At 73.2% G+C, this 21,976-nt stretch carries 28 protein-coding genes and 1 pseudogene; 21 read left to right on the top strand and 8 right to left on the bottom strand.

What is annotated here, in order from left to right:
- Nucleotides 1-12: 12 nt before the first annotated feature.
- The 3 genes from KV205_RS02005 to KV205_RS01995 all read right to left on the bottom strand — a co-directional run bounded on the left by KV205_RS02005 (nucleotide 13) and on the right by KV205_RS01995 (nucleotide 3,650).
- Nucleotides 13-750, bottom strand: coding sequence for an LON peptidase substrate-binding domain-containing protein (locus KV205_RS02005; protein ID WP_265861613.1), 738 nt, complete (start codon nucleotides 748-750; stop codon nucleotides 13-15).
- Nucleotides 751-755: 5 nt separating this feature from the next.
- Nucleotides 756-1,832 carry a hypothetical protein gene (locus KV205_RS02000; protein ID WP_265861612.1) on the bottom strand — a complete coding sequence of 359 codons (1,077 nt, stop codon included), beginning with the start codon at nucleotides 1,830-1,832 and terminating at the stop codon, nucleotides 756-758.
- Between the two features lie 216 nt (nucleotides 1,833-2,048).
- Nucleotides 2,049-3,650: an oxidoreductase gene (locus KV205_RS01995; protein WP_265861610.1), complete on the bottom strand. Its 1,602-nt coding sequence runs from the start codon at nucleotides 3,648-3,650 to the stop codon at nucleotides 2,049-2,051.
- A 193-nt stretch (nucleotides 3,651-3,843) separates the two neighbouring features.
- On the opposite strand from KV205_RS01995, the gene hisD reads away from it, so the two are divergent.
- From hisD to KV205_RS01945, 10 genes are all read left to right on the top strand, one after another.
- Complete coding sequence (gene hisD, locus KV205_RS01990; RefSeq protein ID WP_265861609.1) at nucleotides 3,844-5,187, top strand: histidinol dehydrogenase; 1,344 nt, start codon at nucleotides 3,844-3,846, stop codon at nucleotides 5,185-5,187.
- Nucleotides 5,184-6,323 (top strand): histidinol-phosphate transaminase, encoded by a 1,140-nt coding sequence (locus KV205_RS01985; RefSeq protein WP_265861608.1) that lies wholly within the window; start codon nucleotides 5,184-5,186, stop codon nucleotides 6,321-6,323. Before hisD ends, KV205_RS01985 begins: the two co-directional genes overlap by 4 nt.
- A complete protein-coding gene (gene hisB / locus KV205_RS01980) occupies nucleotides 6,320-6,913 on the top strand; it encodes an imidazoleglycerol-phosphate dehydratase HisB (protein WP_030492957.1) in 594 nt (197 codons plus the stop codon). The genes KV205_RS01985 and hisB overlap by 4 nt, the downstream gene beginning before the upstream one ends.
- A 2-nt stretch (nucleotides 6,914-6,915) precedes the next feature.
- Entirely contained in the window at nucleotides 6,916-7,080 is a 165-nt protein-coding gene (locus KV205_RS01975) for a hypothetical protein (RefSeq protein ID WP_265861607.1), read from the top strand.
- The gene (hisH, locus tag KV205_RS01970) at nucleotides 7,077-7,742 is read left to right on the top strand and encodes an imidazole glycerol phosphate synthase subunit HisH (protein WP_265861605.1); all 666 of its coding nucleotides are present in this window, start codon (nucleotides 7,077-7,079) and stop codon (nucleotides 7,740-7,742) included. Before KV205_RS01975 ends, hisH begins: the two co-directional genes overlap by 4 nt.
- Before the next feature lie 2 nt (nucleotides 7,743-7,744).
- The gene (gene priA, locus KV205_RS01965; RefSeq protein ID WP_265861604.1) at nucleotides 7,745-8,482 is read left to right on the top strand and encodes a bifunctional 1-(5-phosphoribosyl)-5-((5-phosphoribosylamino)methylideneamino)imidazole-4-carboxamide isomerase/phosphoribosylanthranilate isomerase PriA; all 738 of its coding nucleotides are present in this window, start codon (nucleotides 7,745-7,747) and stop codon (nucleotides 8,480-8,482) included.
- Nucleotides 8,479-8,877: a RidA family protein gene (locus KV205_RS01960; RefSeq protein WP_265861603.1), complete on the top strand. Its 399-nt coding sequence runs from the start codon at nucleotides 8,479-8,481 to the stop codon at nucleotides 8,875-8,877. Before priA ends, KV205_RS01960 begins: the two co-directional genes overlap by 4 nt.
- A complete protein-coding gene (gene hisF / locus KV205_RS01955; RefSeq protein WP_265861602.1) occupies nucleotides 8,874-9,629 on the top strand; it encodes an imidazole glycerol phosphate synthase subunit HisF in 756 nt (251 codons plus the stop codon). The genes KV205_RS01960 and hisF overlap by 4 nt, the downstream gene beginning before the upstream one ends.
- A 135-nt stretch (nucleotides 9,630-9,764) precedes the next feature.
- A complete protein-coding gene (locus KV205_RS01950; protein ID WP_265861601.1) occupies nucleotides 9,765-10,256 on the top strand; it encodes a winged helix-turn-helix domain-containing protein in 492 nt (163 codons plus the stop codon).
- Nucleotides 10,257-10,261: 5 nt separating this feature from the next.
- A complete protein-coding gene (locus tag KV205_RS01945; protein ID WP_265861600.1) occupies nucleotides 10,262-11,503 on the top strand; it encodes an MFS transporter in 1,242 nt (413 codons plus the stop codon).
- Between the two features lie 245 nt (nucleotides 11,504-11,748).
- Here the strand turns inward: KV205_RS01945 and KV205_RS01940 are convergent, their stop codons facing one another.
- On the bottom strand, nucleotides 11,749-12,384 hold the full coding sequence (locus KV205_RS01940; RefSeq protein WP_265861599.1) for a TIGR03085 family metal-binding protein: 636 nt from the start codon (nucleotides 12,382-12,384) through the stop codon (nucleotides 11,749-11,751).
- Between the two features lie 143 nt (nucleotides 12,385-12,527).
- Here KV205_RS01940 and hisI point away from each other — a divergent pair, with 143 nt between their 5' ends.
- From hisI to trpM, 7 genes are all read left to right on the top strand, one after another.
- Nucleotides 12,528-12,896, top strand: coding sequence for a phosphoribosyl-AMP cyclohydrolase (gene hisI, locus KV205_RS01935; protein ID WP_265861598.1), 369 nt, complete (start codon nucleotides 12,528-12,530; stop codon nucleotides 12,894-12,896).
- 11 nt (nucleotides 12,897-12,907) lie between these two features.
- Nucleotides 12,908-14,398, top strand: a complete 1,491-nt coding sequence (locus KV205_RS01930) for an anthranilate synthase component I (protein WP_265861596.1) — start codon at nucleotides 12,908-12,910, stop codon at nucleotides 14,396-14,398.
- A 174-nt stretch (nucleotides 14,399-14,572) separates the two neighbouring features.
- Nucleotides 14,573-15,229, top strand: coding sequence for a TIGR02234 family membrane protein (locus KV205_RS01925; RefSeq protein ID WP_265861594.1), 657 nt, complete (start codon nucleotides 14,573-14,575; stop codon nucleotides 15,227-15,229).
- A 124-nt stretch (nucleotides 15,230-15,353) separates the two neighbouring features.
- Nucleotides 15,354-15,608, top strand: a complete 255-nt coding sequence (locus KV205_RS01920; RefSeq protein ID WP_265861592.1) for an HGxxPAAW family protein — start codon at nucleotides 15,354-15,356, stop codon at nucleotides 15,606-15,608.
- Between the two features lie 149 nt (nucleotides 15,609-15,757).
- Complete coding sequence (locus KV205_RS01915) at nucleotides 15,758-16,249, top strand: DUF2752 domain-containing protein (protein ID WP_265861590.1); 492 nt, start codon at nucleotides 15,758-15,760, stop codon at nucleotides 16,247-16,249.
- Between the two features lie 144 nt (nucleotides 16,250-16,393).
- Complete coding sequence (gene trpC, locus KV205_RS01910) at nucleotides 16,394-17,203, top strand: indole-3-glycerol phosphate synthase TrpC (RefSeq protein ID WP_265861589.1); 810 nt, start codon at nucleotides 16,394-16,396, stop codon at nucleotides 17,201-17,203.
- Nucleotides 17,204-17,209: 6 nt separating this feature from the next.
- Entirely contained in the window at nucleotides 17,210-17,452 is a 243-nt protein-coding gene (trpM, locus tag KV205_RS01905) for a tryptophan biosynthesis modulator TrpM (RefSeq protein ID WP_265861587.1), read from the top strand.
- Nucleotides 17,453-18,075: 623 nt separating this feature from the next.
- Here trpM and KV205_RS01900 read toward each other — a convergent pair.
- Nucleotides 18,076-18,327 (bottom strand): annotated as a pseudogene (locus KV205_RS01900) (MerR family transcriptional regulator); the annotation flags it as partial.
- Between the two features lie 131 nt (nucleotides 18,328-18,458).
- Between KV205_RS01900 and KV205_RS01895 the strand changes: the two are divergent.
- Together KV205_RS01895 and KV205_RS01890 are read left to right on the top strand one after the other, a co-directional pair.
- Entirely contained in the window at nucleotides 18,459-18,830 is a 372-nt protein-coding gene (locus KV205_RS01895) for a VOC family protein (RefSeq protein ID WP_265861586.1), read from the top strand.
- Between the two features lie 81 nt (nucleotides 18,831-18,911).
- Complete coding sequence (locus KV205_RS01890; protein ID WP_265861585.1) at nucleotides 18,912-19,445, top strand: hypothetical protein; 534 nt, start codon at nucleotides 18,912-18,914, stop codon at nucleotides 19,443-19,445.
- On the opposite strand, the gene KV205_RS01885 is transcribed toward KV205_RS01890, so the two are convergent.
- From KV205_RS01885 to KV205_RS01875, 3 genes are all read right to left on the bottom strand, one after another.
- Complete coding sequence (locus KV205_RS01885) at nucleotides 19,439-19,843, bottom strand: hypothetical protein (RefSeq protein WP_265861584.1); 405 nt, start codon at nucleotides 19,841-19,843, stop codon at nucleotides 19,439-19,441. The two genes, KV205_RS01890 and KV205_RS01885, sit on opposite strands and share 7 nt — an antisense overlap.
- 105 nt (nucleotides 19,844-19,948) lie before the next feature.
- Complete coding sequence (locus tag KV205_RS01880; RefSeq protein ID WP_265861582.1) at nucleotides 19,949-20,362, bottom strand: RidA family protein; 414 nt, start codon at nucleotides 20,360-20,362, stop codon at nucleotides 19,949-19,951.
- Between the two features lie 100 nt (nucleotides 20,363-20,462).
- Nucleotides 20,463-20,936 carry an Rrf2 family transcriptional regulator gene (locus tag KV205_RS01875; RefSeq protein WP_265861901.1) on the bottom strand — a complete coding sequence of 158 codons (474 nt, stop codon included), beginning with the start codon at nucleotides 20,934-20,936 and terminating at the stop codon, nucleotides 20,463-20,465.
- Between the two features lie 97 nt (nucleotides 20,937-21,033).
- Here KV205_RS01875 and KV205_RS01870 point away from each other — a divergent pair, with 97 nt between their 5' ends.
- Together KV205_RS01870 and KV205_RS01865 are read left to right on the top strand one after the other, a co-directional pair.
- Entirely contained in the window at nucleotides 21,034-21,474 is a 441-nt protein-coding gene (locus KV205_RS01870; RefSeq protein ID WP_265861581.1) for a hypothetical protein, read from the top strand.
- Nucleotides 21,471-21,911, top strand: coding sequence for a hypothetical protein (locus KV205_RS01865; protein WP_265861580.1), 441 nt, complete (start codon nucleotides 21,471-21,473; stop codon nucleotides 21,909-21,911). Before KV205_RS01870 ends, KV205_RS01865 begins: the two co-directional genes overlap by 4 nt.
- Nucleotides 21,912-21,976 lie beyond the last annotated feature (65 nt).

The raw sequence follows: 21,976 nt of genomic DNA, 5'->3' as shown, positions 1-21,976 counted from the left end.
CCTCGCGAGAATCTAATTGGGGCTGGTCGGCGCGCGGGTCAGCTCCACCGCGGGCAGCGAGGGCAGATGGCGCAGCACCGCCGTCTCCGCGCGCAGCAGCGCCAGTTCCTCGCGCAGCCGGGTCGCCGTGTCCGGAGCCTGGAGCAGCCGCTGCTTGGCCGGGATGTCGAGCACGGCCGCCGCGGCGACCAGATACGACACGACCGACGGGTCGTCGGGCAGCTCACTGGTGGTCAGCGAGCGCTCCCGGGCCCCGGCGAGCCGCTTCTGGTAGCTGCGGAAGGCGCGAAGGACGCCCTCGGCGAGCGCGTCCGCCTCCTCGCCCCGCTCCTCCGGGATCTCCTCGGTCTCGGCGGTCAGGAAGGGCCCGCTCGCGTCGACCGAGAGCAGCTTCACCCGGGTGGTGCCGGTGCACATCACCTCGAAGCCGCCGTCCGCGCGCTCCCGGATCGACGCCGCGTCGGCCACACAGCCGACCCGGTGGAAGGCCTGGATGGGGTCCGGGCCGAAACCGGCGGCGGGACCCTTCTCCGGGAGCGCCGTCTGGTCCGGCAGGCCGGGCGCGGTCGGCGCGACCTCACGGCCGTCGCGGATCGCCACGACGGCGAAGCGCCGCGGTTCGGACTCGTCCGTGGTGAGCAGCTCGCGCATCAGGGCGCGGTAGCGCTCCTCGAAGACGTTCAGCGGCAGCACGAGACCCGGGAACAGCACCGTGTTCAGCGGGAAGAGGGGCAGGCGGGCGGTGGTCACAGCGGTCAAGCGTAATGGCCGCCGGGACCGCTCCGGCCGCCCCGGTCCGCATCGCCCGGCCCGGTCCCGTACGGCTCCGGCGGAGCGGCCCGCAGCGGGGTGCGCCGGGCCACCTCGCGGACGGTGCGGGAGCGTGCCTCCAGGAAGCCGCGCAGCGGGTCATCGGCCACCAGCGACCAGGGGAAGGTGCTGGCGTGCGGCCCGATCCGGCCGAACTCGGCCAGCGCCTCGGTCCAGCGGCCGCGCGCCGCCAGGACGTGCACGAGCAGATTGCGCACCTCGCCCGGCCACAGGTCGCCCGCCGGGTACTCGGCGGACAGCGCGAGGGCCCGGTCGGCCGCCGCGTCGATCCGGTCGCCGTGCACCAGGTGCCCGGGGCCGGGCCCGGCGATCAGCTGCGCGAAGGCCGCCCGCACCGGCAGCGCCTGCACCAGCGAGCCGGGCAGCGCGTCCTCGGCGGCCTGCTCGGCGAAGTCGAAGCACTCGCGGTGCGAGCCGTACCACTGCGCCGACAGGTACTTCAGCGCGGCGACATGGCTGCCGTAGTGGTGCGGGGCGCGGCGCACCGCCTGCTCCCACAGCGTCTCGAAGACGGTGTGGGAGGCGTGGGTGCCGCGGGCGTGGTCCAGGGCGAGCCGCCACGGCACCGGGTCGTTCGGCGCGGCCTCCGCCGCCGCCTCGATCAGCGGGCCGAGCTCGCGCAGCCGTTCGGCCCTGGCCGGCGACTCCCAGGCCCGGCGGACCGCCAGCTGGGCCTTCACGAGCAGGGCGTCGGGGTCGTGCGGCGCGACCGCGAGCCAGTGCTCCAGCCAGCCGTCCCTGCGGTACGCGAAGGTGCTCAGCCGGGTCGTGTAGCGGTCCCGGTCCTCCCACTCGGCGGCGTCGCGGGTGGTGGCGAGCAGTTTGGCGGCCGGTTCCGGGTCGTCGAGGGCGGCGGCCACGAGGGCCGGCGCCAGGCGTCCGTCCGGCGGGTCGAGCAGCACGTCGTCGTCCGGCGGGAGCGCGGCTTGGAGCCGCGGGGTGTGCCGGACCAGACGGGAGGTGCCGATCAGGGCGCGGAGCAGTGACATCGTGCGAAACATTGAAAACCGCAGGTGAGAGACGCGCCAGTAGCGGACTGTGAAGCTTTGGTAGCGGCGGGAAGGTTGTATGGGCGTGGGTCAAGACAGCGTAAAGAAAGGGGTGGAAGGGTGCCTGCGCGACCCCTCCCGCAACCCCCCTTCCGCGCCGTCCGACCGGCTGCCCCGGCCCCGCGCCGCGCCGCCGCGGCCGCGCCTCAGTCCCACCTCGGTCCCGCCTCAGCCCCGGCGCAGCAGCCGGGAGGCCCCCGCCGCGACCGTCGTCGCGAGGACCCAGCCGAGCAGGATCAGCGCGGTCGACGCCCACTGCCAGAAGCCCTCCAGGCGCCAGTACCCCACCTGCCCCAGGTCGATCACCGGAAGCAGCAGATCCAGGGCGTACAGCGAGGCGTTCCAGTGCGGCGCCTCGCCCGGCTTCAGCGGTACGGGCTCGTGGTGGGAGAACACGAAGGCGCCCGCCGCCCACAGCACCGCCATCCACAGCGCCGCCCGCCCCGGCCGGTATCCGTAGGCCACGGTCAGGTCCTGCACCCAGCCCCACAGCTTCCCGGCCACCGGCAGCGTCTCCCGGCGCCGCCGCTGCTTGGCGAGCAGCACCTCGCGCGCGTCCGCGTCCTCCCCGCTGTTGCGCAGCACGGTCGCCAGGCGCTCGTACGGCTCCGGCGCGTACTCCGGGGTGGCCGCCGCGACCCACTCCAGGCGCCGGGCCAGCGGGAAGTGCCCGTACGGCACCAGGTTCTCGTAGACGAAACCGCCCATCGCGAGCCCGCCCGGGCCCGGCCAGCTGCTGGACAGATCGATCAGCGTCACCACCTTCGCCCCGTTGAGCACCACCCGGCCCTCCTCGGGCCGCTCCCCGTTGAACCGCAGCTCCGGAGTGACGATCCGGCGCAGCGACAGCTCCTCGCGGCGCGAGCCGTCGAGCACGAAACGGGCGTAGTGCAGATCGAGCGAGTCGCCGAAGCGCCCGTCGTCGAGCCGCACCCCGCCGTGGCATTCGAGCGGTTTGCGCCGGGCGCCCTGAGCCGGCGTCACCCCGTAGGGCGGGGTCGCCGTCGCGTTGCCGGACGAGTCGTAGACCCACGCCGCGTTCATATAGAGCGTGCGCTCCACCGTCAGCTGCGGCGCGTTCAGCGCGCGGCGCTGCTGCGCCCCGCGCAGCACGCTGCCCCGCAGGCTCAGCGACACGCCGACCTTCGCGCCGCGCAGACTCACCTCCCCGTGCGTCTCGATCAGCTCGGCCTGGAGGTCCTGGGCCACCACCATGCCGTCCGCCGTGATCGCCCGGCCGCGCCGGTCCGGCCACACCCGGATCTGGTTGATCAGCAGATCCGTGCCGATCTGGGCGTCCGTCAGCCGGATGCCCCGCTCCACCCGGCAGCGCGGCAGATGCAGATCGCCCGCCGTGTGCAGCCGCGCCGCCTCCAGACGGGGTATCGCGCACTCCACCATCCGCAGCGTCCCGACGTGCGCCTCCGGCAGCACCACCTCGCCGTCGAACCGGCAGCCGGTCAGCTCCACGTACGGCCCTATCGTGCCGCCGGCCAGATTGAGCACCCCGGTGATCCGCGCCCCGCGCAGCTTCAGCGCCGCGACCCGCCCGGACACCGCCGGCGGCCCGTCGAGCAGCAGCAACTGCACGACCTCCGCCCGCACACTGCGCTGCGCGCCCCACACCGTCCGCGCCGCGAACGGATCGTCCCGCCCGGCGACCCCCTCCCTCAGATCGCACATCGCGCCCACCCGGAACGCCCTCCACATGACCCGCTCGGGCCGGGTCAGGCCCTCCGGCATCCCGTCGTCCTCGCGCGGCTCGGTCACTGCCGCCCCCTCGCTTCCCACGATTCCGCTTTCCCGGATTCGTACAGCCGTTCTTCCCGCTGAGTGACGGACTGAACGCTAACGGTCAGGAGTGGCGACAAGACGCCAGTGGTGCGTATCAGACGGCAGAGGGGTTCGTATCAGCCAGTGATACGGAAGACCGGCCCTGTGGGCCGTCTGAGAGAATTGACCCGTGATCTCTCGAATCGATCTGCGCGGTGAGACCCTCCCCGAGGGTTCCGCCCTGCGCGACCTGCTGCCCCGTGCCGAGTTCGACGTGGAAGCCGCCCTGGAGAAGGTGCGGCCGATCTGCGAGGACGTCCGGCATCATGGCGCCGCAGCGGTGATCGACTACGGGGAGAAATTCGACGGCGTCCGCGTCCCGGGCCTCCGCGTGCCCGCCGAGGCCATCGCCCGCGCCCTCGACGAGCTCGACCCGGCCGTCCGCGCGGCCCTGGAGGAGTCCATCCGGCGCGCCCGCATGGTCCACCGCGAGCAGCGCCGCACCACCCACACCACCCAGGTCGTGCCCGGCGGCACGGTCACCGAGAAGTGGATCCCGGTCGAGCGCGTCGGCCTCTACGTGCCGGGCGGCCGCTCCGTCTACCCGTCCTCCGTCGTGATGAACGTCGTCCCGGCGCAGGAGGCCGGCGTCGAGGGCGTCGCCGTCTCCTCGCCGCCGCAGAAGGAGTTCGGCGGCCTGCCGCACCCCACGATCCTCGCCGCCTGCGCCCTGCTCGGCGTCGACGAGGTCTACGCGGCCGGCGGCGCCCAGGCGATCGCCATGTTCGCGTACGGCACGGAGGGCACCGCCGACGAGCCCGGCTGCGCCCCCGTCAACCTGGTCACCGGCCCCGGCAACATCTACGTGGCCGCCGCCAAGCGCCTCCTCAAGGGCCGCATCGGCATCGACGCCGAGGCCGGCCCCACCGAGATCGCGATCCTCGCGGACTCCACGGCCGACCCGGTGCACGTCGCCGCCGACCTGATCAGCCAGGCCGAGCACGACCCGATGGCCGCCTCCGTCCTCGTCACCGACTCCGCGGAGCTCGCCGAGGCCACCGAGGCCGAGCTGAAGACCCAGGTCGCCGCCTCCAAGCACGTCGACGACCGGATCGTGCCCGCCCTGGCCGGCCGGCAGTCCGCGATCGTCCTGGTCAGCGGCCTGGAGGACGGCCTCAAGGTCGTCGACGCGTACGGCGCCGAGCACCTGGAGATCCAGACCGCCGACGCCTCCGCCGTCGCCGACAGGGTCCGCAACGCGGGCGCGATCTTCGTCGGCCCCTGGGCGCCGGTCTCCCTCGGCGACTACTGCGCCGGCTCCAACCACGTGCTGCCCACCGGCGGCTGCGCCTGCCACTCCTCCGGCCTGTCCGTGCAGTCCTTCCTCCGCGGCGTCCACATCGTGGACTACAGCCGCGACGCCCTAGCCGAGGTCGCCCACCACGTGGTCACCCTCGCCGAGGCGGAGGACCTGCCCGCGCACGGCGCCGCGATCAAGGCCCGGTTCGGCTGGAAGGTGCCGGAAAGCAAGTGACCTCGTACGACAAGGTCGGGATCGACGACCTCCCCATCCGCGACGAGCTGAAGGGCAAGTCGCCCTACGGCGCGCCCCAGCTCGACGTCCCCGTCCAGCTGAACACCAACGAGAACCCCTACCCGCTGCCCGAGCCCCTGGTGGCCCGGATCGCGGAGCGGGTCGCCGAGGCCGCCCGCGGCCTCAACCGCTACCCCGACCGCGACGCCGTCGAGCTGCGCACCGAGCTGGCCCGCTACCTCACCCGTACCGGCGGGCACGAGGTCGCCCTCGCCAACGTGTGGGCCGCCAACGGCTCCAACGAGGTGCTCCAGCAGCTGCTCCAGACCTTCGGCGGCCCCGGCCGTACCGCCATCGGCTTCGAGCCCTCGTACTCGATGCACGCCCTGATCGCCCGCGGCACCGGCACCGGCTGGATCTCGGGCCCGCGCAACGAGGATTTCACGATCGACGTGGCGGCGGCCGTCAGCGCCATCGCCGAGAACGCGCCGGACGTCGTCTTCATCACCTCGCCCAACAACCCCACCGGCACGGCCGTCGAGGCCGAGACCGTCCTCGCCCTCCACGACGCCGCCCAGGCCGCCAGGCCCGGCGCCGGAGCCCTGGTGGTCGTGGACGAGGCGTACGTGGAGTTCAGCCACCGGGCCTCGCTGCTGCCCCTCATCGAGGGCCGCCCGAACCTGGTGATCTCCCGGACCATGTCCAAGGCCTTCGGCGCCGCCGGACTGCGCCTGGGCTATCTCGCCGCCCACCTCGCCGTGGTCGACGCCGTCCAGCTGGTGAGACTGCCGTACCACCTCTCGGCCGTCACCCAGGCCACCGCCCTCGCGGCCCTGGAGCACACCGACACCCTCCTCGGGTACGTCGAACAGCTCAAGACCGAGCGCGACCGCCTGGTCGCCGAGCTGCGCGCCATCGGTTACGAGGTCACCGAGTCCGACGCCAACTTCGTCCAGTTCGGGCACTTCGACGGAGCCGCCGGCTCCCACGAGGCCTGGCGGAAGATCCTCGACCGGGGCGTCCTGGTCCGGGACAACGGCGTACCGGGCTGGCTGCGGGTCACCGCCGGCACCCCCGAAGAGAACGACGCGTTCCTCGACGCGGTTCGTGAGTTGAAGAAGGAGCAGGACGCATGAGCCGCGTAGGCCGCGTTGAGCGCACCACCAAGGAGACCTCCGTCGTCGTCGAGATCGACCTCGACGGCACCGGAAAGGTCGATGTGTCGACCGGGGTCGGCTTCTACGACCACATGCTCGACCAGCTCGGCCGGCACGGTCTGTTCGACCTGACCGTGAAGACCGACGGCGACCTCCACATCGACTCGCACCACACCATCGAGGACACCGCCCTCGCCCTCGGCGCCGCCTTCAAGCAGGCCCTCGGCGACAAGGTCGGCATCTACCGCTTCGGCAACTGCACCGTCCCGCTCGACGAGTCCCTCGCCCAGGTCACCGTCGACCTCTCCGGCCGCCCCTACCTGGTGCACACCGAGCCGGAGAACATGGCGCCGATGATCGGCTCCTACGACACCACGATGACCCGGCACATCCTGGAGTCCTTCGTCGCCCAGGCCCAGATCGCGCTGCACGTGCACGTGCCGTACGGGCGCAATGCGCACCACATCGTCGAGTGCCAGTTCAAGGCCCTCGCCCGGGCCCTGCGCTACGCCTCCGAGCGCGACCCGCGCGCCGCCGGCATCCTCCCCTCCACGAAGGGCGCTCTGTAACCGTGAACGGCCTCTCCACCATCCTGATCGTCGTCGGTCTCTTCCTGCTCGGCGGCGTCTACTCCTTCGTCAAGCAGAAGCAGTCGAAGAGCCTGGTCACCGTGCTCGCCCTCGGCTCCGCGATGTGCCTCGCGGCCGGCATCCTGCGACTGGACACGTGGGCATGACGACTCCTTCGAAGACTCAGCAGAAGGCTCAGAAGAAGGTCGTCGTCTTCGACTACGGCTTCGGCAACGTGCGCTCCGCCGAGCGCGCGCTCGCCCGGGTCGGCGCCGACGTCGAGATCACCCGCGACTACGAGAAGGCGATGAACGCCGACGGACTCCTCGTCCCCGGCGTCGGCGCCTTCTCCGCCTGCATGCAGGGCCTCAAGGAGGCCCGCGGCGACTGGATCGTCGGCCGCCGGCTCGCCGGCGGACGCCCCGTCATGGGCATCTGCGTCGGCATGCAGATCCTCTTCGCCCGCGGCATCGAGCACGGCGTCGAGACCGAGGGCCTCGACGAGTGGCCCGGCACGGTCGAGCCGCTGAACGCCCCCGTCGTGCCCCACATGGGCTGGAACACCGTGGACGCGCCGGCCGGCACCGAGCTGTTCGCCGGCCTGGACACCGACGCCCGGTTCTACTTCGTGCACTCCTACGCGGTGCGCGACTGGACCCTGGAGGTCGGCAACCCCACCATGCGCGCTCCCAAGGTCACCTGGGCCACCCACGGCGAGCCGTTCGTCGCCGCCGTCGAGAACGGGGCACTGTGGGCCACCCAGTTCCACCCCGAGAAGTCCGGCGACGCCGGCGCCCAGCTCCTCACCAACTGGATCGGAACCCTGTGACCGTGTCGTCCGCAAGCGTGCTCGAACTCCTCCCCGCCGTCGACGTCCGCGACGGCCAGGCGGTCCGCCTCGTCCACGGCGAGTCCGGCACCGAGACCTCCTACGGCTCCCCGCTGGAGGCCGCCCTCGCCTGGCAGCGCTCCGGCGCCGAGTGGCTCCACCTGGTCGACCTGGACGCCGCCTTCGGTACCGGCGACAACCGGGACCTGGTCCGCCAGGTGACCGAGGCGATGGACATCAAGGTCGAGCTCTCCGGCGGCATCCGCGACGACGCCTCGCTCGCCGCGGCCCTCGCCACCGGCTGCACCCGGGTCAACCTCGGCACCGCGGCCCTGGAGACCCCCGAGTGGGTCGCCAAGGTCATCGCCGAGCACGGCGACAAGATCGCCGTCGGCCTCGACGTGCGCGGCACCACCCTCAAGGGCCGCGGCTGGACCCGCGACGGCGGCGACCTCTACGAGACGCTCGCCCGCCTCGACGCCGAGGGCTGCGCCCGCTACGTCGTCACCGACATCGCCAAGGACGGCACCCTGCAGGGCCCCAACCTGGAGCTCCTGAAGAACGTCTGCGCCGCCACCGACAAGCCCGTCGTCGCCTCCGGTGGCGTCTCCTCCCTGGACGACCTGCGGGCCCTGGCCGGCCTCGTCCCGCTGGGCGTCGAGGGCGCGATCGTCGGCAAGGCGCTCTACGCCAAGGCGTTCACCCTCGAAGAGGCGCTGCGGGCGGTGGCCGCCGTATGAGCGACGCGGTGAGGAAGGTCGTGACCGGCGCTCCCTGGGAGGAGCAGTTCGGTTACTCGCGCGCGGTCGAGCTGCCCAACGGCACCGTCCTGGTGGCCGGCTGCACCTCGGTCGTCGACGGCGCCATCGCCGACGGCGGCCCGTACGAGCAGACCGTCAACTCCTTCAACGTGGCCTTCGCGGCCCTGAAGCAGCTGGGCCTGGGCGCCGAGCACGTGGTGCGCACCCGGATGTACATCACCCACGCCCGGGACGTGGAGGAGGTCGGCCGCGCCCACAAGGAGCTGTTCGACACCGTCCGCCCCGCCGCGTCGATGATCATCGTCTCCGGCTTCGTCGACCCGCGCCTGGTCGTCGAGGTCGAGGTCGAGGCCTACAGGAGTGATGCGGCATGAGCCTCGCCGTACGTGTGATCCCCTGCCTGGACGTGGACAACGGCCGGGTGGTCAAGGGCGTCAACTTCCAGAACCTGCGGGACGCGGGCGACCCCGTCGAGATGGCCAAGCTGTACGACGCCGAGGGCGCCGACGAGCTGACCTTCCTCGACATCACCGCCTCCTCCGGCAACCGCGAGACCACCTACGACGTGGTGCGCCGCACCGCCGAGCAGGTCTTCATCCCGCTCACCGTGGGCGGCGGCGTGCGCTCGGCGGAGGACGTCGACAAGCTGCTGCGCGCCGGGGCCGACAAGGTGGGCGTCAACACCGCCGCCATCGCCCGCCCCGAGCTGATCCAGGAGATCGCCGAGCGCTTCGGCCGCCAGGTCCTCGTCCTGTCGGTCGACGCCCGCCGTACCCCCACCGGCTCCTTCGAGGTGACGACGCACGGCGGCCGCAAGGGGACCGGCATCGACGCCGTCGAGTGGGCGCACCGGGCCGCCGAGCTCGGCGCGGGGGAGATCCTGCTCAACTCGATGGACGCCGACGGCACCAAGGACGGCTACGACACCGAGATGATCGCCGCCGTGCGCAAGCACGTCACGGTGCCGGTGATCGCCTCCGGCGGTGCGGGCAAGCTGTCCCACTTCCCGCCGGCGATCGACGCGGGCGCGGACGCGGTGCTGGCCGCGTCGGTGTTCCACTTCGGGGACCTGCGGATCTCGGAGGTCAAGCAGACGCTGAGGGAAGCGGGCCACGAGGTTCGCTGACCAAGGGCGGGCCTCGGCCCGTTGTACGGCGGTGGGGGTGGGACCCGGGACGGGTCCCACCCCCACCGCCGTGAGTTCCTGGCCCGTCAGGGCCGGGAGGGCGGCCCTGACGGGCCGAGAGGTGGAGGGGAAGCGGTGGCCCGCACCGCCGCGCCCCAGCTCGCCGAGCAGGTCGACGAGGCCGTCTCGCTCGTCAGCTACCACCTGCGCAAGCTCGCCGACGGCGGCCTCGTCGAGGAGGCCGAGGCCCAGTCCTCCGACGGCCGCGAGCGCTGGTGGCAGCCCAGTTCGTACGGCTTCAGCATCCACGAGGAGGACCTGAAGGACGCCCCCGAACTCGCCGCCGCCGGCGCCGCCTTCGGCCGTACCGTCACCGAGCAGCGCGCCGAGATGTACGCCCGGTACCTCAGCGAGAAGGACACCTGGTCCGCGGAGTGGCGCTCCGCAGCCATCAGCTCCGAGTGGCTGCCCCGGCTCACCGCCGCCGAACTCGCCGCGCTGGGAAAGGAGCTGGACGCCGTCCTGCGGAAGTACGACCAGGCCGCCCGCGCCGCCGAGGCCGCCGGCGACACCGAGGGCCGCGAGAACGTCGCCGTCCACCTCCACGGCTTCCCCTACCGGGACTGAGCCCGATGACGACCGCCACCCTCATCGCCCCCTCGCGCCCGGCCCACCGCAACCCCCAGGTGCTGCGCTGGCTCGGCGCGTACACCGCCTCCACACTCGGCGACAGCGTCTACTACCTGGCCCTCTCCTGGGCCGCCGTCAGCAGCGGCACGCCCGCCCAGGCCGGGCTCGTCATGACCGTCTCCGCCGTTCCGCGCGCGCTGCTCATGCTGGTCGGGGGAGTGGTCGCCGACCGGCTCGGCCCGCGCCGGGTCGTCATCGCGTCCGACGCCGTCCGCTGCCTGTCCACCCTGCTCCTCGCGGCGATCCTCTTCGTCGCCGCGCCCGGTCTGTGGGCGCTCGCCGCGATCGCCCTCGTCTTCGGCACCGTCGACGCGCTCTTCCTGCCCGCCGTCGGCGCCCTGCCGCCCCGGATCGCCGACCGCGACCAGCTCGCCCGGGTCCAGGGCATGCGCGGCATCGGCTACCGCGCGGGCGCCGTCCTCGGCGCGCCGCTCGGCGGCCTCGCCGTCGCCCTCGGCGGCTCGGAGACCGCCTTCGCCGTCGCCGGCGTGCTCTTCGCGCTCTCCCTGCCGCTGCTCTGCACCCTGAAGCTGCGGTCCCTCCCCGAAGAGGGGAACGGCGAGGGCGGCGGCACCGCCCTGCGCGACCTCGCCGACGGGCTCCGCTACCTGCGCGGCCACCGCGTCCTCGGACCCATGATGATCGTCGTACTCCTCAGCGACCTCGGCTTCGTCGGCCCGCTCAACGTCGGCCTCGCGCTCCTCGCCGAACAGCGCGGCTGGGGCGCCTCCGGCATCGGCTGGGTGCTCTTCGGCTTCGGTACGGGCGCGGGCGCCGCCTCGCTGCTCCTGACCGTGTGCGGGCGTGTCCCGCGCGCCGGCGCCGTCAGCGGCTTCACCATGGTGCTCGGCGCGGTCGCGATCGGCGCCCTCGCCTCCGTACCCCTGCTGCCCGTAGCCGTCGGCGTCGCCCTGGCCATCGGCCTGCTCGCGGGACTCTCCGGGGCGCTGTGCAACGCCCTCGTCCAGACCGAGTGCGACCCCGCGTACCTCGGCCGGGTCTCCGCCGTGTCCGGCCTCTGCTCGCTCGGTCTCGCCCCGCTGAGCTTCCCGCTCACCGGCGCCGCGATCGGGCTCTGGGGCCCCGGCCCGGTCTTCGCCGTCAGCGCCGGGGTCTGCGCCCTGAGTGGCGGGTACGCCCTGCTGGTGCCCGCCCTGCGTCGCGCCGAGCTGCCCGAGGGCTAGCTCTCTGGAGGGCTAGGGCGTGTGTCGAAAGTCCCGTCTGCCGGGAGGCGCCCTGCACGCACGCTCGCTGCGTTGTCAGTCGTCGGCGCAGCACGCTGCGCTCTCTCCCCCTGGGCCTGGCGGCCCGGAGGTGCTTTCACCCTCCGCCTTGCGATGGCACGCACCGGACGCCTCCCGGCCCGCCCTGCGGGCGGATTGGGGGTACCTCCCGGCGAAGCCAGGGGGAGCTACTTTCGACACACGCCCTAGATCCCCAGCTGCTTCGTCTCGTGCAGCCGCTCCACCGCCGCCTGCTCGCCGTCCAGCTCCACCTTCGCCGCGTCCTGCCGCCCGAACAGGTACATGGTCAGCTCGCCCGGCTCCCCGGACACCGTCACCACCGGGGTGCCGCGGTGCGCCACCACCGTCTGCCCGTTCGGCCGGCGGAGGACCAGACCCACCGGCGCCTTCCGGCCGAGCAGCCGGGCCGACTTCTCCAGGCGCGACCACAGCGCGTCCGCGAACACCGGGTCGAGCTCGCGCGGCGACCAGTCGGGCTGCGCCCGGCGCACGTCCTCGGCGTGCACGTAGAACTCCACGACGTTCGCGCCCTCGTCCACCTGCTTGATCGTGAACGGCGACATCCGCGGCGGACCCGTACGGATGAGCTGGATCAGCTCCTCGTACGGCTTCTCGGCGAACTCCGCCTGCACCCGCTCCAGCCGGTCCTTGAGCAGCGGGACGAGCGTGCCGGCCGCGGCGTCCGGCCGGCGCTCGCGCACCACCACGTGCGCCGCCAGGTCCCGGGTCCGCCAGCCCTCGCAGAGCGTCGCGGCGTCGGGGCCGGCCGCCTCCAACAGGTCGGCGAGCAGAAGACGTTCACGCTTGGCATGGGTCGACATGGGCGCCAGCGTACGGCCGGGGCCACGGCTCCGCCCAGTGGATGCCCGCCGACCGGACCATCGACCGGACCACCGACCGGACCCGTCGTTCCGCCCAGTGGACGTATCCCGGCCATCACCCCCGGTCACGGCACAATGGCGGCATGACCAGCACGCCCCGGACCCCCAGCGACCTCGACCCCGCCATCGCCGCCCGCCTCAAGCGCAGCGCCGACGGGCTCGTCCCCGCCATCGCCCAGCAGCACGACACCGGCGAGGTGCTGATGCTCGGCTGGATGGACGACGAGGCGCTGCACCGTACCCTTACCACCGGGCGCGCCACCTACTGGTCCCGCAGCCGCCAGGAGTACTGGGTCAAGGGCGACACCTCCGGGCACGTCCAGTACGTCAAGGGCGTCGCCCTCGACTGCGACGCCGACACCCTCCTCGTGAAGGTCGACCAGGTCGGCGCCGCCTGCCACACCGGCACCCGCACCTGCTTCGACACCGACGTGCTCCTCGCGGCCGAGTAGGGTCTGGCGCCATGGATCTCGAGACCTTCCGCAAGCTGGCGGCCGACCGCCGCGTCATCCCCGTCAGCCGCCGGCTCCTCGCGGACGGGGACACTCCGGTCGGGCTCTATCGCAAGCTCGCCGCCGAACGCCCCGGCACCTTCCTCCTCGAATCCGCCGAGAACGGGCGCAGCTGGTCCCGCTACTCCTTCATCGGCGTGCGCAGCGACGCCACCCTGACCGTCAAGGACGGGCAGGCACACTGGCTCGGCACCCCGCCGGTCGGCGTCCCCGTCGACGGCGACCCGCTCGCCGCCCTGCGCGCCACCGTCGAGACCCTCCACACTCCGCGTGACCTGGCGAGCGGCATGCCGCCGTTCACCGGCGGCATGGTCGGCTACCTCGGCTACGACATCGTGCGCCGCCTGGAGCGGATCGGCGAGCACGGTCGCGACGACCTCAAGCTGCCCGAGCTCACCATGCTGCTCACCAGCGACCTCGCCGTCCTCGACCACTGGGACGGCAGCGTGCTCCTGATCGCCAACGCGATCAACCACAACGACCTGGAGACCGGCGTCGACGAGGCGTACGCGGGGGCCGTCGCCCGGCTCGACGCGATGGAGGCCGACCTGGCCCGCCCCGTCGCGTCCACCCCGGCCGCCCTGCCCGAGTCCGCCCTGCCCGAGTACACGGCCCTGTGGGGCGGCCCCGCCTACCAGGACGCCGTCGAGGACATCAAGGAGCGCATCCGGGCCGGGGAGGCCTTCCAGGTCGTCCCCTCGCAGCGCTTCGAGACCCCCTGCACCGCCTCCGCGCTCGACGTCTACCGGGTGCTGCGGGCCACCAACCCGTCCCCGTACATGTACCTCTTCCGCTTCGAGAACGGCTTCGACGTCGTCGGCTCCTCGCCCGAGGCCCTGGTCAAGGTCGAGGACGGGCGCGCGATGGTCCACCCCATCGCCGGCACCCGGCACCGCGGCGCCACCCCGCAGGAGGACCACGACCTCGCCGAGGAGCTGCTCGCCGACCCCAAGGAGCGCGCCGAGCACCTGATGCTCGTCGACCTCGGCCGCAACGACCTCGGCCGGGTCTGCCGGCCCGGCTCCGTCGAGGTCGTCGACTTCATGTCGGTCGAGCGCTACTCGCACGTCATGCACATCGTCTCCACCGTCACTGGCGAGGTCGCCGAGGGGAAGACGGCCTTCGACGTCCTCACCGCCTGCTTCCCGGCCGGCACCCTCTCCGGGGCGCCCAAGCCGCGCGCCATGCAGATCATCGAGGAGCTGGAGCCGTCCCGGCGCGGCCTGTACGGCGGCTGCGTCGGCTACCTCGACTTCGCCGGCGACTCCGACACCGCCATCGCCATCCGCACCGCGCTGCTGCGGGACGGCACGGCGTACGTGCAGGCCGGAGCCGGTGTCGTCGCCGACTCCGACCCGGCTGCCGAGGACAACGAGTGCCGCAACAAGGCGGCCGCCGTCCTGCGGGCGGTCCACACGGCCAACCGGATGACGGCGGGCTGACGGCGGGCTGACGGCGGGCTGACGGCCGGCGGGCGGCGGGCTCACGGCAGGCTGACGGTCGGCTGACGGCCGACCTTGACGCCCGGTCACCTTCCTCGGTGACCTTCCACCGGTGATCGCCAGGTGGGCAGGTTCACACGACCGGATGAACGAACGGCGGGCCGGTAGGGGATAGTGGGGTATGTGAGTGCTGTACCCGTACCCCAGCCCCGAGCCGCCCGACCGGGCGGCGCCGCCTCCTCCGGCGCCCGCCGCAGCCTGGCCGCGGCCCTGCTGCTCGGCGCCCTCGGAGCCACCGTCGTACTGCTCTCCGCCGGCCAGATCTGGGCCGAGGGCACCGCGGCCGTCGGCGGCGGAACCGTCCCCGTCGAGGCCGACGGCGGCACCGTCACCGGCGTCCCGACCGCGCTCGCGATCGTCGGCCTCGCCGCCCTCGTCGCCGTCTTCGCGGTCCGCCGCACCGGCCGCACCATGGTCGCCGCGCTGCTCGCCCTGAGCGGCGCCGGCGCGGCCCTCGCCGCCGTCCTCGGCGCCTCCGACAGCGCCGCCCTGGACGCCGAGGCCGCCCGGATCACCGGCAACACCGCCGCCGCGGTCGGCGGCCTCAGCCACACGGTCTGGCCGTACGTCACCGCCGCCGGCGCCGTCCTCATCCTGGCCGCCGGGCTCTTCGCGCTGCGCTTCGGCAAGGCGTGGCCCGCCATGGGCGGCCGCTACGAGCGCTCCGGCGCGCCCCGCGCCGCCCGCCGCCCGGCCACCCTCGACCCGGACCGCCCCGAGGACCTCTGGAAGGCCCTCGACCGCGGCGAGGACCCGACCCACGGCGCCTGATCCGGCGCCGATCCGGCACGCCGGGCGCGACGCGTGATCGTTCGGGCACCCCGATTCATCGTCGCGCGCCCATGTGCGGAAGAATGAGGCGTCACCACCGAGCAACATCGACGAGGAGCAACTCATGGCGGGCAGCGCCCACGGACACACCCCGGCCGCCTGGACCGGTGTCATCATCTCCTTCATCGGCTTCTGCATCGCCGGAGTCTTCATGGTGGCCGCCAACGTGGCCGGCTTCTGGGCCGGTATCGGTGTCATCCTCCTCGGCGGTGTCGTCGGCGGAGCGATGAAGATCGCCGGCATGGGCATGCCGAAGGACTCGGCCGACGTCGTGGCCGCCCGCGAGGCCGCCACCCGGACCGCCCTCGGCAAGGCCTGACCGGCCGCCGCACCCCGGTTCACCCCGAAGGCGCAGTCCCGCGACGCGGTGCTGCGCCTTCGCGTCGTACGGGTGAGAATCACCGGGTGGATCCGAACCCGAGCCCGGCCCCGACTCCGGCCCCGACGGCGGCCCCGACGGCGGCAGCCGTGAGCGAGCCGTACTCCGACGCCTCCGGCCATGCGCACGGGCCCTGGGGGCCGTACGGGGCGTACGGGCCACCCGTACCGTCTCCGCCGCCCCGGCCGCTCGCCCGGCGTCTCCTTGCCCCGCTGGGCGCCCTCGCCGGGGTCGCCGCGGCCTTCGCGTACGTCGGGAGCGTCGACCCCAACGAACCCGGGCACTACCCCGTCTGCCCCCTGCTCCGCTTCGCCGGCCTCTACTGCCCCGGCTGCGGCGGACTGCGCAGCGCCCACGCCTTCATCCACGGCGACCTCGGCACCGCCCTCGGCGCCAACGCGCTCGCCGTCGTCGGCTACGGGATCTTCGCCGTGGTGATGGTCCTGTGGCTGGTTCGCGCCGTCCGCGGCGTCCCCATGCGGCTCGCGATCTCCCCGGCCTGGTGGTGGGGGATCGGCGCCGTGCTCACCCTGTTCACGGTGGTCCGGAACCTGCCGTTCGGGGCCGCGCTCGCGCCCTGAGGACCTGGTCGGAACCCCTGCGAAGTCCCAGCAGATGGGACGCGTCGTCAACCGATGCGGGTCAGCGGCCCACCTGCGGATACCATCGACGTGGCTGAACGTTGTTCATCGAAGTTCATCGAGTCCCGGAAGGGGGCCTCTCGCGTGAGTGTGCTCGACGAGATCATCGACGGCGTCCGCGCCGACCTCGCAGAGCGGCAGGCGCGGGTCTCCCTCGACGAGCTCAAGGAGCGCGCCGCCAAGGCGCCGCAGGCCAAGGACGGCGTCGCCGCACTGCGCGGTGACGGCGTCAAGGTGATCTGCGAGGTCAAGCGCTCCAGCCCGTCCAAGGGCGCGCTCGCCGCCATCGCCGACCCGGCCGGCCTCGCCGCCGACTACGAGGCGGGCGGCGCCGCCGTCATCTCCGTCCTCACCGAACAGCGCCGCTTCGGCGGCTCGCTGGCCGACCTGGAGGCCGTGCGCGCCCGCGTCGACATCCCGGTCCTGCGCAAGGACTTCATCGTCACCGCGTACCAGCTCTGGGAGGCCCGGGCCTACGGCGCGGACCTCGCGCTGCTCATCGTCGCCGCCCTCGAGCAGGAGGCCCTGGTCTCCCTCATCGAGCGCGCCGAGTCCATCGGCCTCACGCCGCTGGTCGAGGTCCACGACGAGGAGGAGGTCGAGCGGGCCGTCGACGCCGGCGCCCGCATCATCGGCGTCAACGCGCGCAACCTCAAGACCCTCAAGGTCGACCGGTCCACCTTCGAGCGCGTCGCGCCCGAGATCCCGGCCGGCATCGTCAAGGTCGCCGAGTCCGGCGTCCGCGGCCCGCACGACCTCATCGCGTACGCCAACGCCGGCGCCGACGCGGTCCTGGTCGGCGAGTCCTTGGTCACCGGCCGCGACCCGAAGTCCGCCGTCGCCGACCTGGTCGCCGCCGGCGCCCACCCGGCGCTGCGCCACGGGCGGGGCTGACCCGGCATGACCGTCCGCTTCCGCCACGACACGCCGCACGTCCCGGGCCGCATCGCCCGGGGCGCCGTCGACGTGCACGCGGACGGAAGCGACCGCCGCCACGCCCCGCTCGCCCGCGGCTGCCGCCCCCGCGGCTGCCGCGCCCCCGCCCGCCGCGTCCACGGCCGCCGGGTTCGCTACGTCATCGGCGACGAGCCGGGCCAGGTCAACGGCATGCGATGGCGCCCGCGCCAAGCGCGCGTCTCCTGACGCTGCCGTAGCCCCCTTTGGTGCGGGCTGCGCCCGCGCCGCTGTCCCGCGCCCGCCGCGGGCCTTCGCTCCCCGGAGCGATGCCCCCGTGTACGGGCTGTGCCGTGCCGTTCCCATCGTGGGCCTGCGCCCGCGAGGGCGGGTTCCCACCCGCACGGGCGGCGATGGCCTCTGCCACCCACCCCCTGTGGGCCTCCGTCCCGCCGGGGCGGTGCCCACCCGCACGGGCGGGTGTGGGCCTTCGCCGTTCCCGTGTGGGTGTGGGCCTTCGCCGTTTCCCGTTGTGGGCATTCGTCCCGCTGGGGCGGGACGGGTGGGCACACGGGACGGCGCCCATGCGGGCGCGTTCCGCACCTGCGCCTGGACCCGCACCACCAGTGCGGCGCGCTCTGGCGCACCGTTCAGGCGCGGGAGCCTAGGCCCGGCAAGGGGCGCCGTCCGTTGTGCCCACCCTCCCCCTAGGGCTTCGCCCTGGGGGGACCCCCAGCCCCTGCGGAACGTATGCCCACAACGGAGGTGGCAGAAGCGCCGCCCCGGCGGGCCGGAGGGCTGCAACGGAGGTGGCACGGTGCGCGTCGCCCCGACGGGGCGAAGGGCCACAACGGAGGTGGCACGGATCGCGCCCGAGCCGCGCCCGCCGGATCCGTCTCGTACCGCGCGCAGACCCGCCCGATCTCGGCCAGCGGCATGCCGATCCGCCGCAGCCAGCCCACCAGACGGGCCCGTTCCACCTGCTCGCCGGCGTAGTACCGGTAGCCGGAGAACGGGTCGACGCGGGCCGGCCGCAGCAGGCCGAGCTCGTCGTAGCGGCGCAGGGCCTTGGGCGTGAGGCCCGTCGCGCGGGCGAAGTCGCCGATCGTGAGCAGCGCGTCCATGGTCCCCAGCCTCCCCGAAGCCCGAAGCCTCCCTGTGCCGGGCCCCGTGGCCCGGCATCCGCCACGGTGGGCCTTCCCCGTGGGGGAAGGTCAACGGGCGGGCCTCAACCACCCGACGCATGATGGCGGGCATGGACATCAAGCTGGAGCTGATCGGCGTTCCCGTCACCGACATCGACCGCGCCAAGGCCTTCTACGAACGGGTCGGCTTCCACGCCGACCACGACGTGACCGTCAGCGAGGAGATCCGCTTCGTCCAGATGACCCCGCCCGGCTCGGCCTGCTCGATCGCCTTCGGCAAGGGCATCACCGAGATGGCCCCGGGCTCCCTGGACAACCTGCAGGTCGTCGTCACCGACATCGAGGAGGCGCACGCCGACCTCACCGGCCGCGGCATCGACGTGAGCCCGATCGACGACCAGCCGTGGGGCTCCTTCGTCTACTTCGCCGACCCGGACGGCAACCGCTGGGCGGTGCAGCAGACCAAGCCCCGAGGGCAGTAGGAGCGGGCTCCGCCGTACGGCGGAGGCGGACCGGCCGTCCGGGCGACGCGGCCGGGCGGGTCCGGACGGGACGCTGGGGGCATGCCGAAGACAACCGCGCCGCTGCGCATCGCCCGTAACTCCGTGCCCGGCGCCGCCCGTTGGGCCGTGCTCGCCGCGCACGCCGTGCCGCTGCTCGTGCTGCCCGCCGGGCTGTGGCGGCTCGCGCTCGGGTTCGGGCTGCCGGTCGCCGAGAGCTCGCCGTACCTGGATGCCGAGCCGGGCATGCTCGCGTACATGGTCGGCCTGACCGTGCTCTCCGAGCTGCTCGCCTACCTGACGCTCGGCCTGGTGCGGCCCTGGGGCGAGGTGTTCCTCGGGCGACGGGTCGACGCGCGGATCGCGACCGGCGCCGCCCTGGTGGGCAGCGCCGGACTGTTCGCAGCGGTCGGTTGGTCCGCCTACGCCGAGGCGGCGGGCCTGGCGACCGGGGACGGCACGGTGCTGAACCCGGCCCAGCAGGCCCTGTTCCTCGGGTGTTATCTGCCGCTCGCCGTCTGGCCGTTGCTGCTGGCGGCGGTGGCCGTCGCCTACTACCGGCGCCGGACGCTCACCGATCGGCAGGGCGATCAGTAGGGCGCGGGGCGGCCGACCGCGTCCTCGTGGGTGTAGAAGGTGTAGAAGGTGGCGGCGGTCACCACCCCACAGGTGATCAGTCCGAGCATCGACGAGGAGAGCACACTCTTGCCGGAGAGGCTCACCAGGTAGCCGAGCGCGATGCCGGCGAGGGCGCCCCAGGCGACCGCGTGCAGCTCGCGCCGCAGCCGCCGGCCGTAGCGGTGGAGCGTGTGGATGGCGACGGCCAGCACGACGGCGCTGATCAGACCGATCCAGAACTGGCTCCAGGCCAGCGGGCCGCCGTCCCGGACGACGACCGGGGCGTACAGGCCGTAGCTGATGCCGATGAGGACGGGCAGTCCCCAGCCGTGAGTGCTGAACTGCCCGCGGGCCGGGGCGGCTGCGTGTGCTGCCATGGCGGAACTCCTTTCCCGCACGGTGCGCACCTGAGGGTGCACCCTCCAGGGCACACCCCCGCCCCGCCCGCCGCAAGTGGATCAGATCAGCGCCGTGTCAGCCCGTTACGGACGGACGGCGACCGCGTCGATCTCGAAGAGCATCCCGGGCAGCGCCAGGGCCGCCACCCCGCTGAGGGTCTGCGCCGGGAGCCGGTCGCCGAAGGCGACGTGCAGGGCCTTGCCGAGGACCTCCAGCTTGGCCAGGTCGTGCTCGACGATGTACGAGCCGAGCCGGACCACGTGCTCGAAGCCGAGGCCCGCGCCCGCCAGGGCGTGCCGGAGGTTGGTCAGGGACAGCTCGACCTGGGCGGCGAAGTCGCCGGGGACGGGCGCGCCGGTGGCGTCGGAGGCGTACTGGCCCCCGATGAAGACGAGTTCGCCGGGCGCGGAGACGGCGTGGCTGTAGCCGAAGGGCGTCGGGTCATGCAGGGTCGCGGGGTTGGTGATGGTGCGCTGGTCGGTGTGCGGAACGCTCATGACGTACGTACTTCCTTCCCGTAACAGTGAGTCGTGCGTAATCGAGATATTGGATGTCCAGAATCTGGGGCTGACGAAACCCCGGCCCACCGCCACCGACTCACGTCGCCGCGAACCAGCGGCGGATCCGGTCCGGCGCCGACGGCGCCCGCCGTTCCGCCTGTGCGCGCACGTCGGCCAGGGTCCGGGCGGCAAGTTCGCGCCGCCAGGCCAGCTCCGCGCGGCCCATCGCCTCGGCGATGGCGCACTCGGCGCTCGGGCGGCCCGTCGTCACCGCGCCGGGCCCCTGGCCGATGATCTCGGTGCAGCGGAAGGCCTCGTCGGGGCCCTCGATCGCCACGACCACGTCCATCAGCGTGATCCGGTCGAGCGCCCGGGCCAGCCGGAAGCCGCCCCGGGGTCCGGAGACGGAGGTCAGGATCCCGGCCCGGACCAGGGCCTGGAGCTGCTTGTTGAGGTAGGGCGCGGGCAGTTCGTGGTACGCCGCGAGCCGGGCGGCCGTGACCGCCCGCTCCTCGCCGATCCAGGCGAGGTTGAGGCAGCTGTGCAGCGCCCACTCCACACCCTCGTTCATCCTCATGATTCTGGATGCTACCTGTCCAGGATAGGTCTGTCACTCGTACGGCCCAGCAGAAGGTTCGGAACCGAACAGACGCTCCCACGATGAGCCCATGAGCCAGAACACCGCATCCCCGCAGCAGCCGCGGCAACCGCAGCAGTCGACCTCCGGCGCCTGGGCGTCCGGCGGCACCATGTTCGCCGGTGTCCTCATGCTGGTCACCGGCGTCATGGACATCCTCCAGGGCATCGCCGGCATCGCCGAGGACGACATCTACACGCGCGTCGGCGACTACGTCTTCAAGTTCGACCTGACGTCCTGGGGCTGGATCCACCTCTGCCTCGGCGTGATCGTCGCCATCGCCGGCGCCGGCATCCTCAAGGGCGCCGAGTGGGGCCGCATCGCGGGTATCTCCCTCGCCTCGCTGAACATCGTGGCGCAGTTCCTGTTCCTGCCGTACCAGCCGTGGTGGGCGCTGTTCTCCATGGCGGTGTCCGTCTTCGTCATCTGGGCGCTGGCGGCGGACAAGGACTACGGGAGTGAGACCTGGTGAGCCGGCGTCGTACGGCCCTCACGGCATCCGCCGCCCTCACCCTCACCCTCACCGTCGCCCTGACCGGCTGCGACGAGGCCGCGGACAAGGCGGGCCAGATCGTCTCGTCCGCCACCGCCGCCGTGGCCTCGGCCGCGCAGCAGAAGATGGACGAGGTCAAGGACGGGATCAACGCGACCGGCGACGTGAAGGCCGGGGCGACGTCCACGGACGGGGACCGCACGGTCGCCGAGATCACCGCGACCAACCCCACGGACAAGGCCGCCGACTACACGGTGATGGTCAACTTCCGTGACGCGGACGGGAACTTCCTCGACGCCGTCGTCCTCAACATCGACGGCGTGGCGCCGGGGCAGTCCAAGACCGGCACCGCCCGCAGCAACCGGACCCTCTCCGGGGCCACCCAGGCCCAGATCGCCCAGGCGCTGCGGCACTGAGCGCGCCGGCCCGTCCCGCGTCCCGCGTACCCGATCGGCGTCCGCCCGCCTCGCGGAGCGGGCGG

The sequence above is a fragment of the Streptomyces sp. SKN60 genome, from assembly GCF_026236535.1.
Classification (GTDB): Bacteria; Actinomycetota; Actinomycetes; order Streptomycetales; family Streptomycetaceae; genus Streptomyces.
This window is presented reverse-complemented; position numbering and strand designations above follow the sequence as displayed.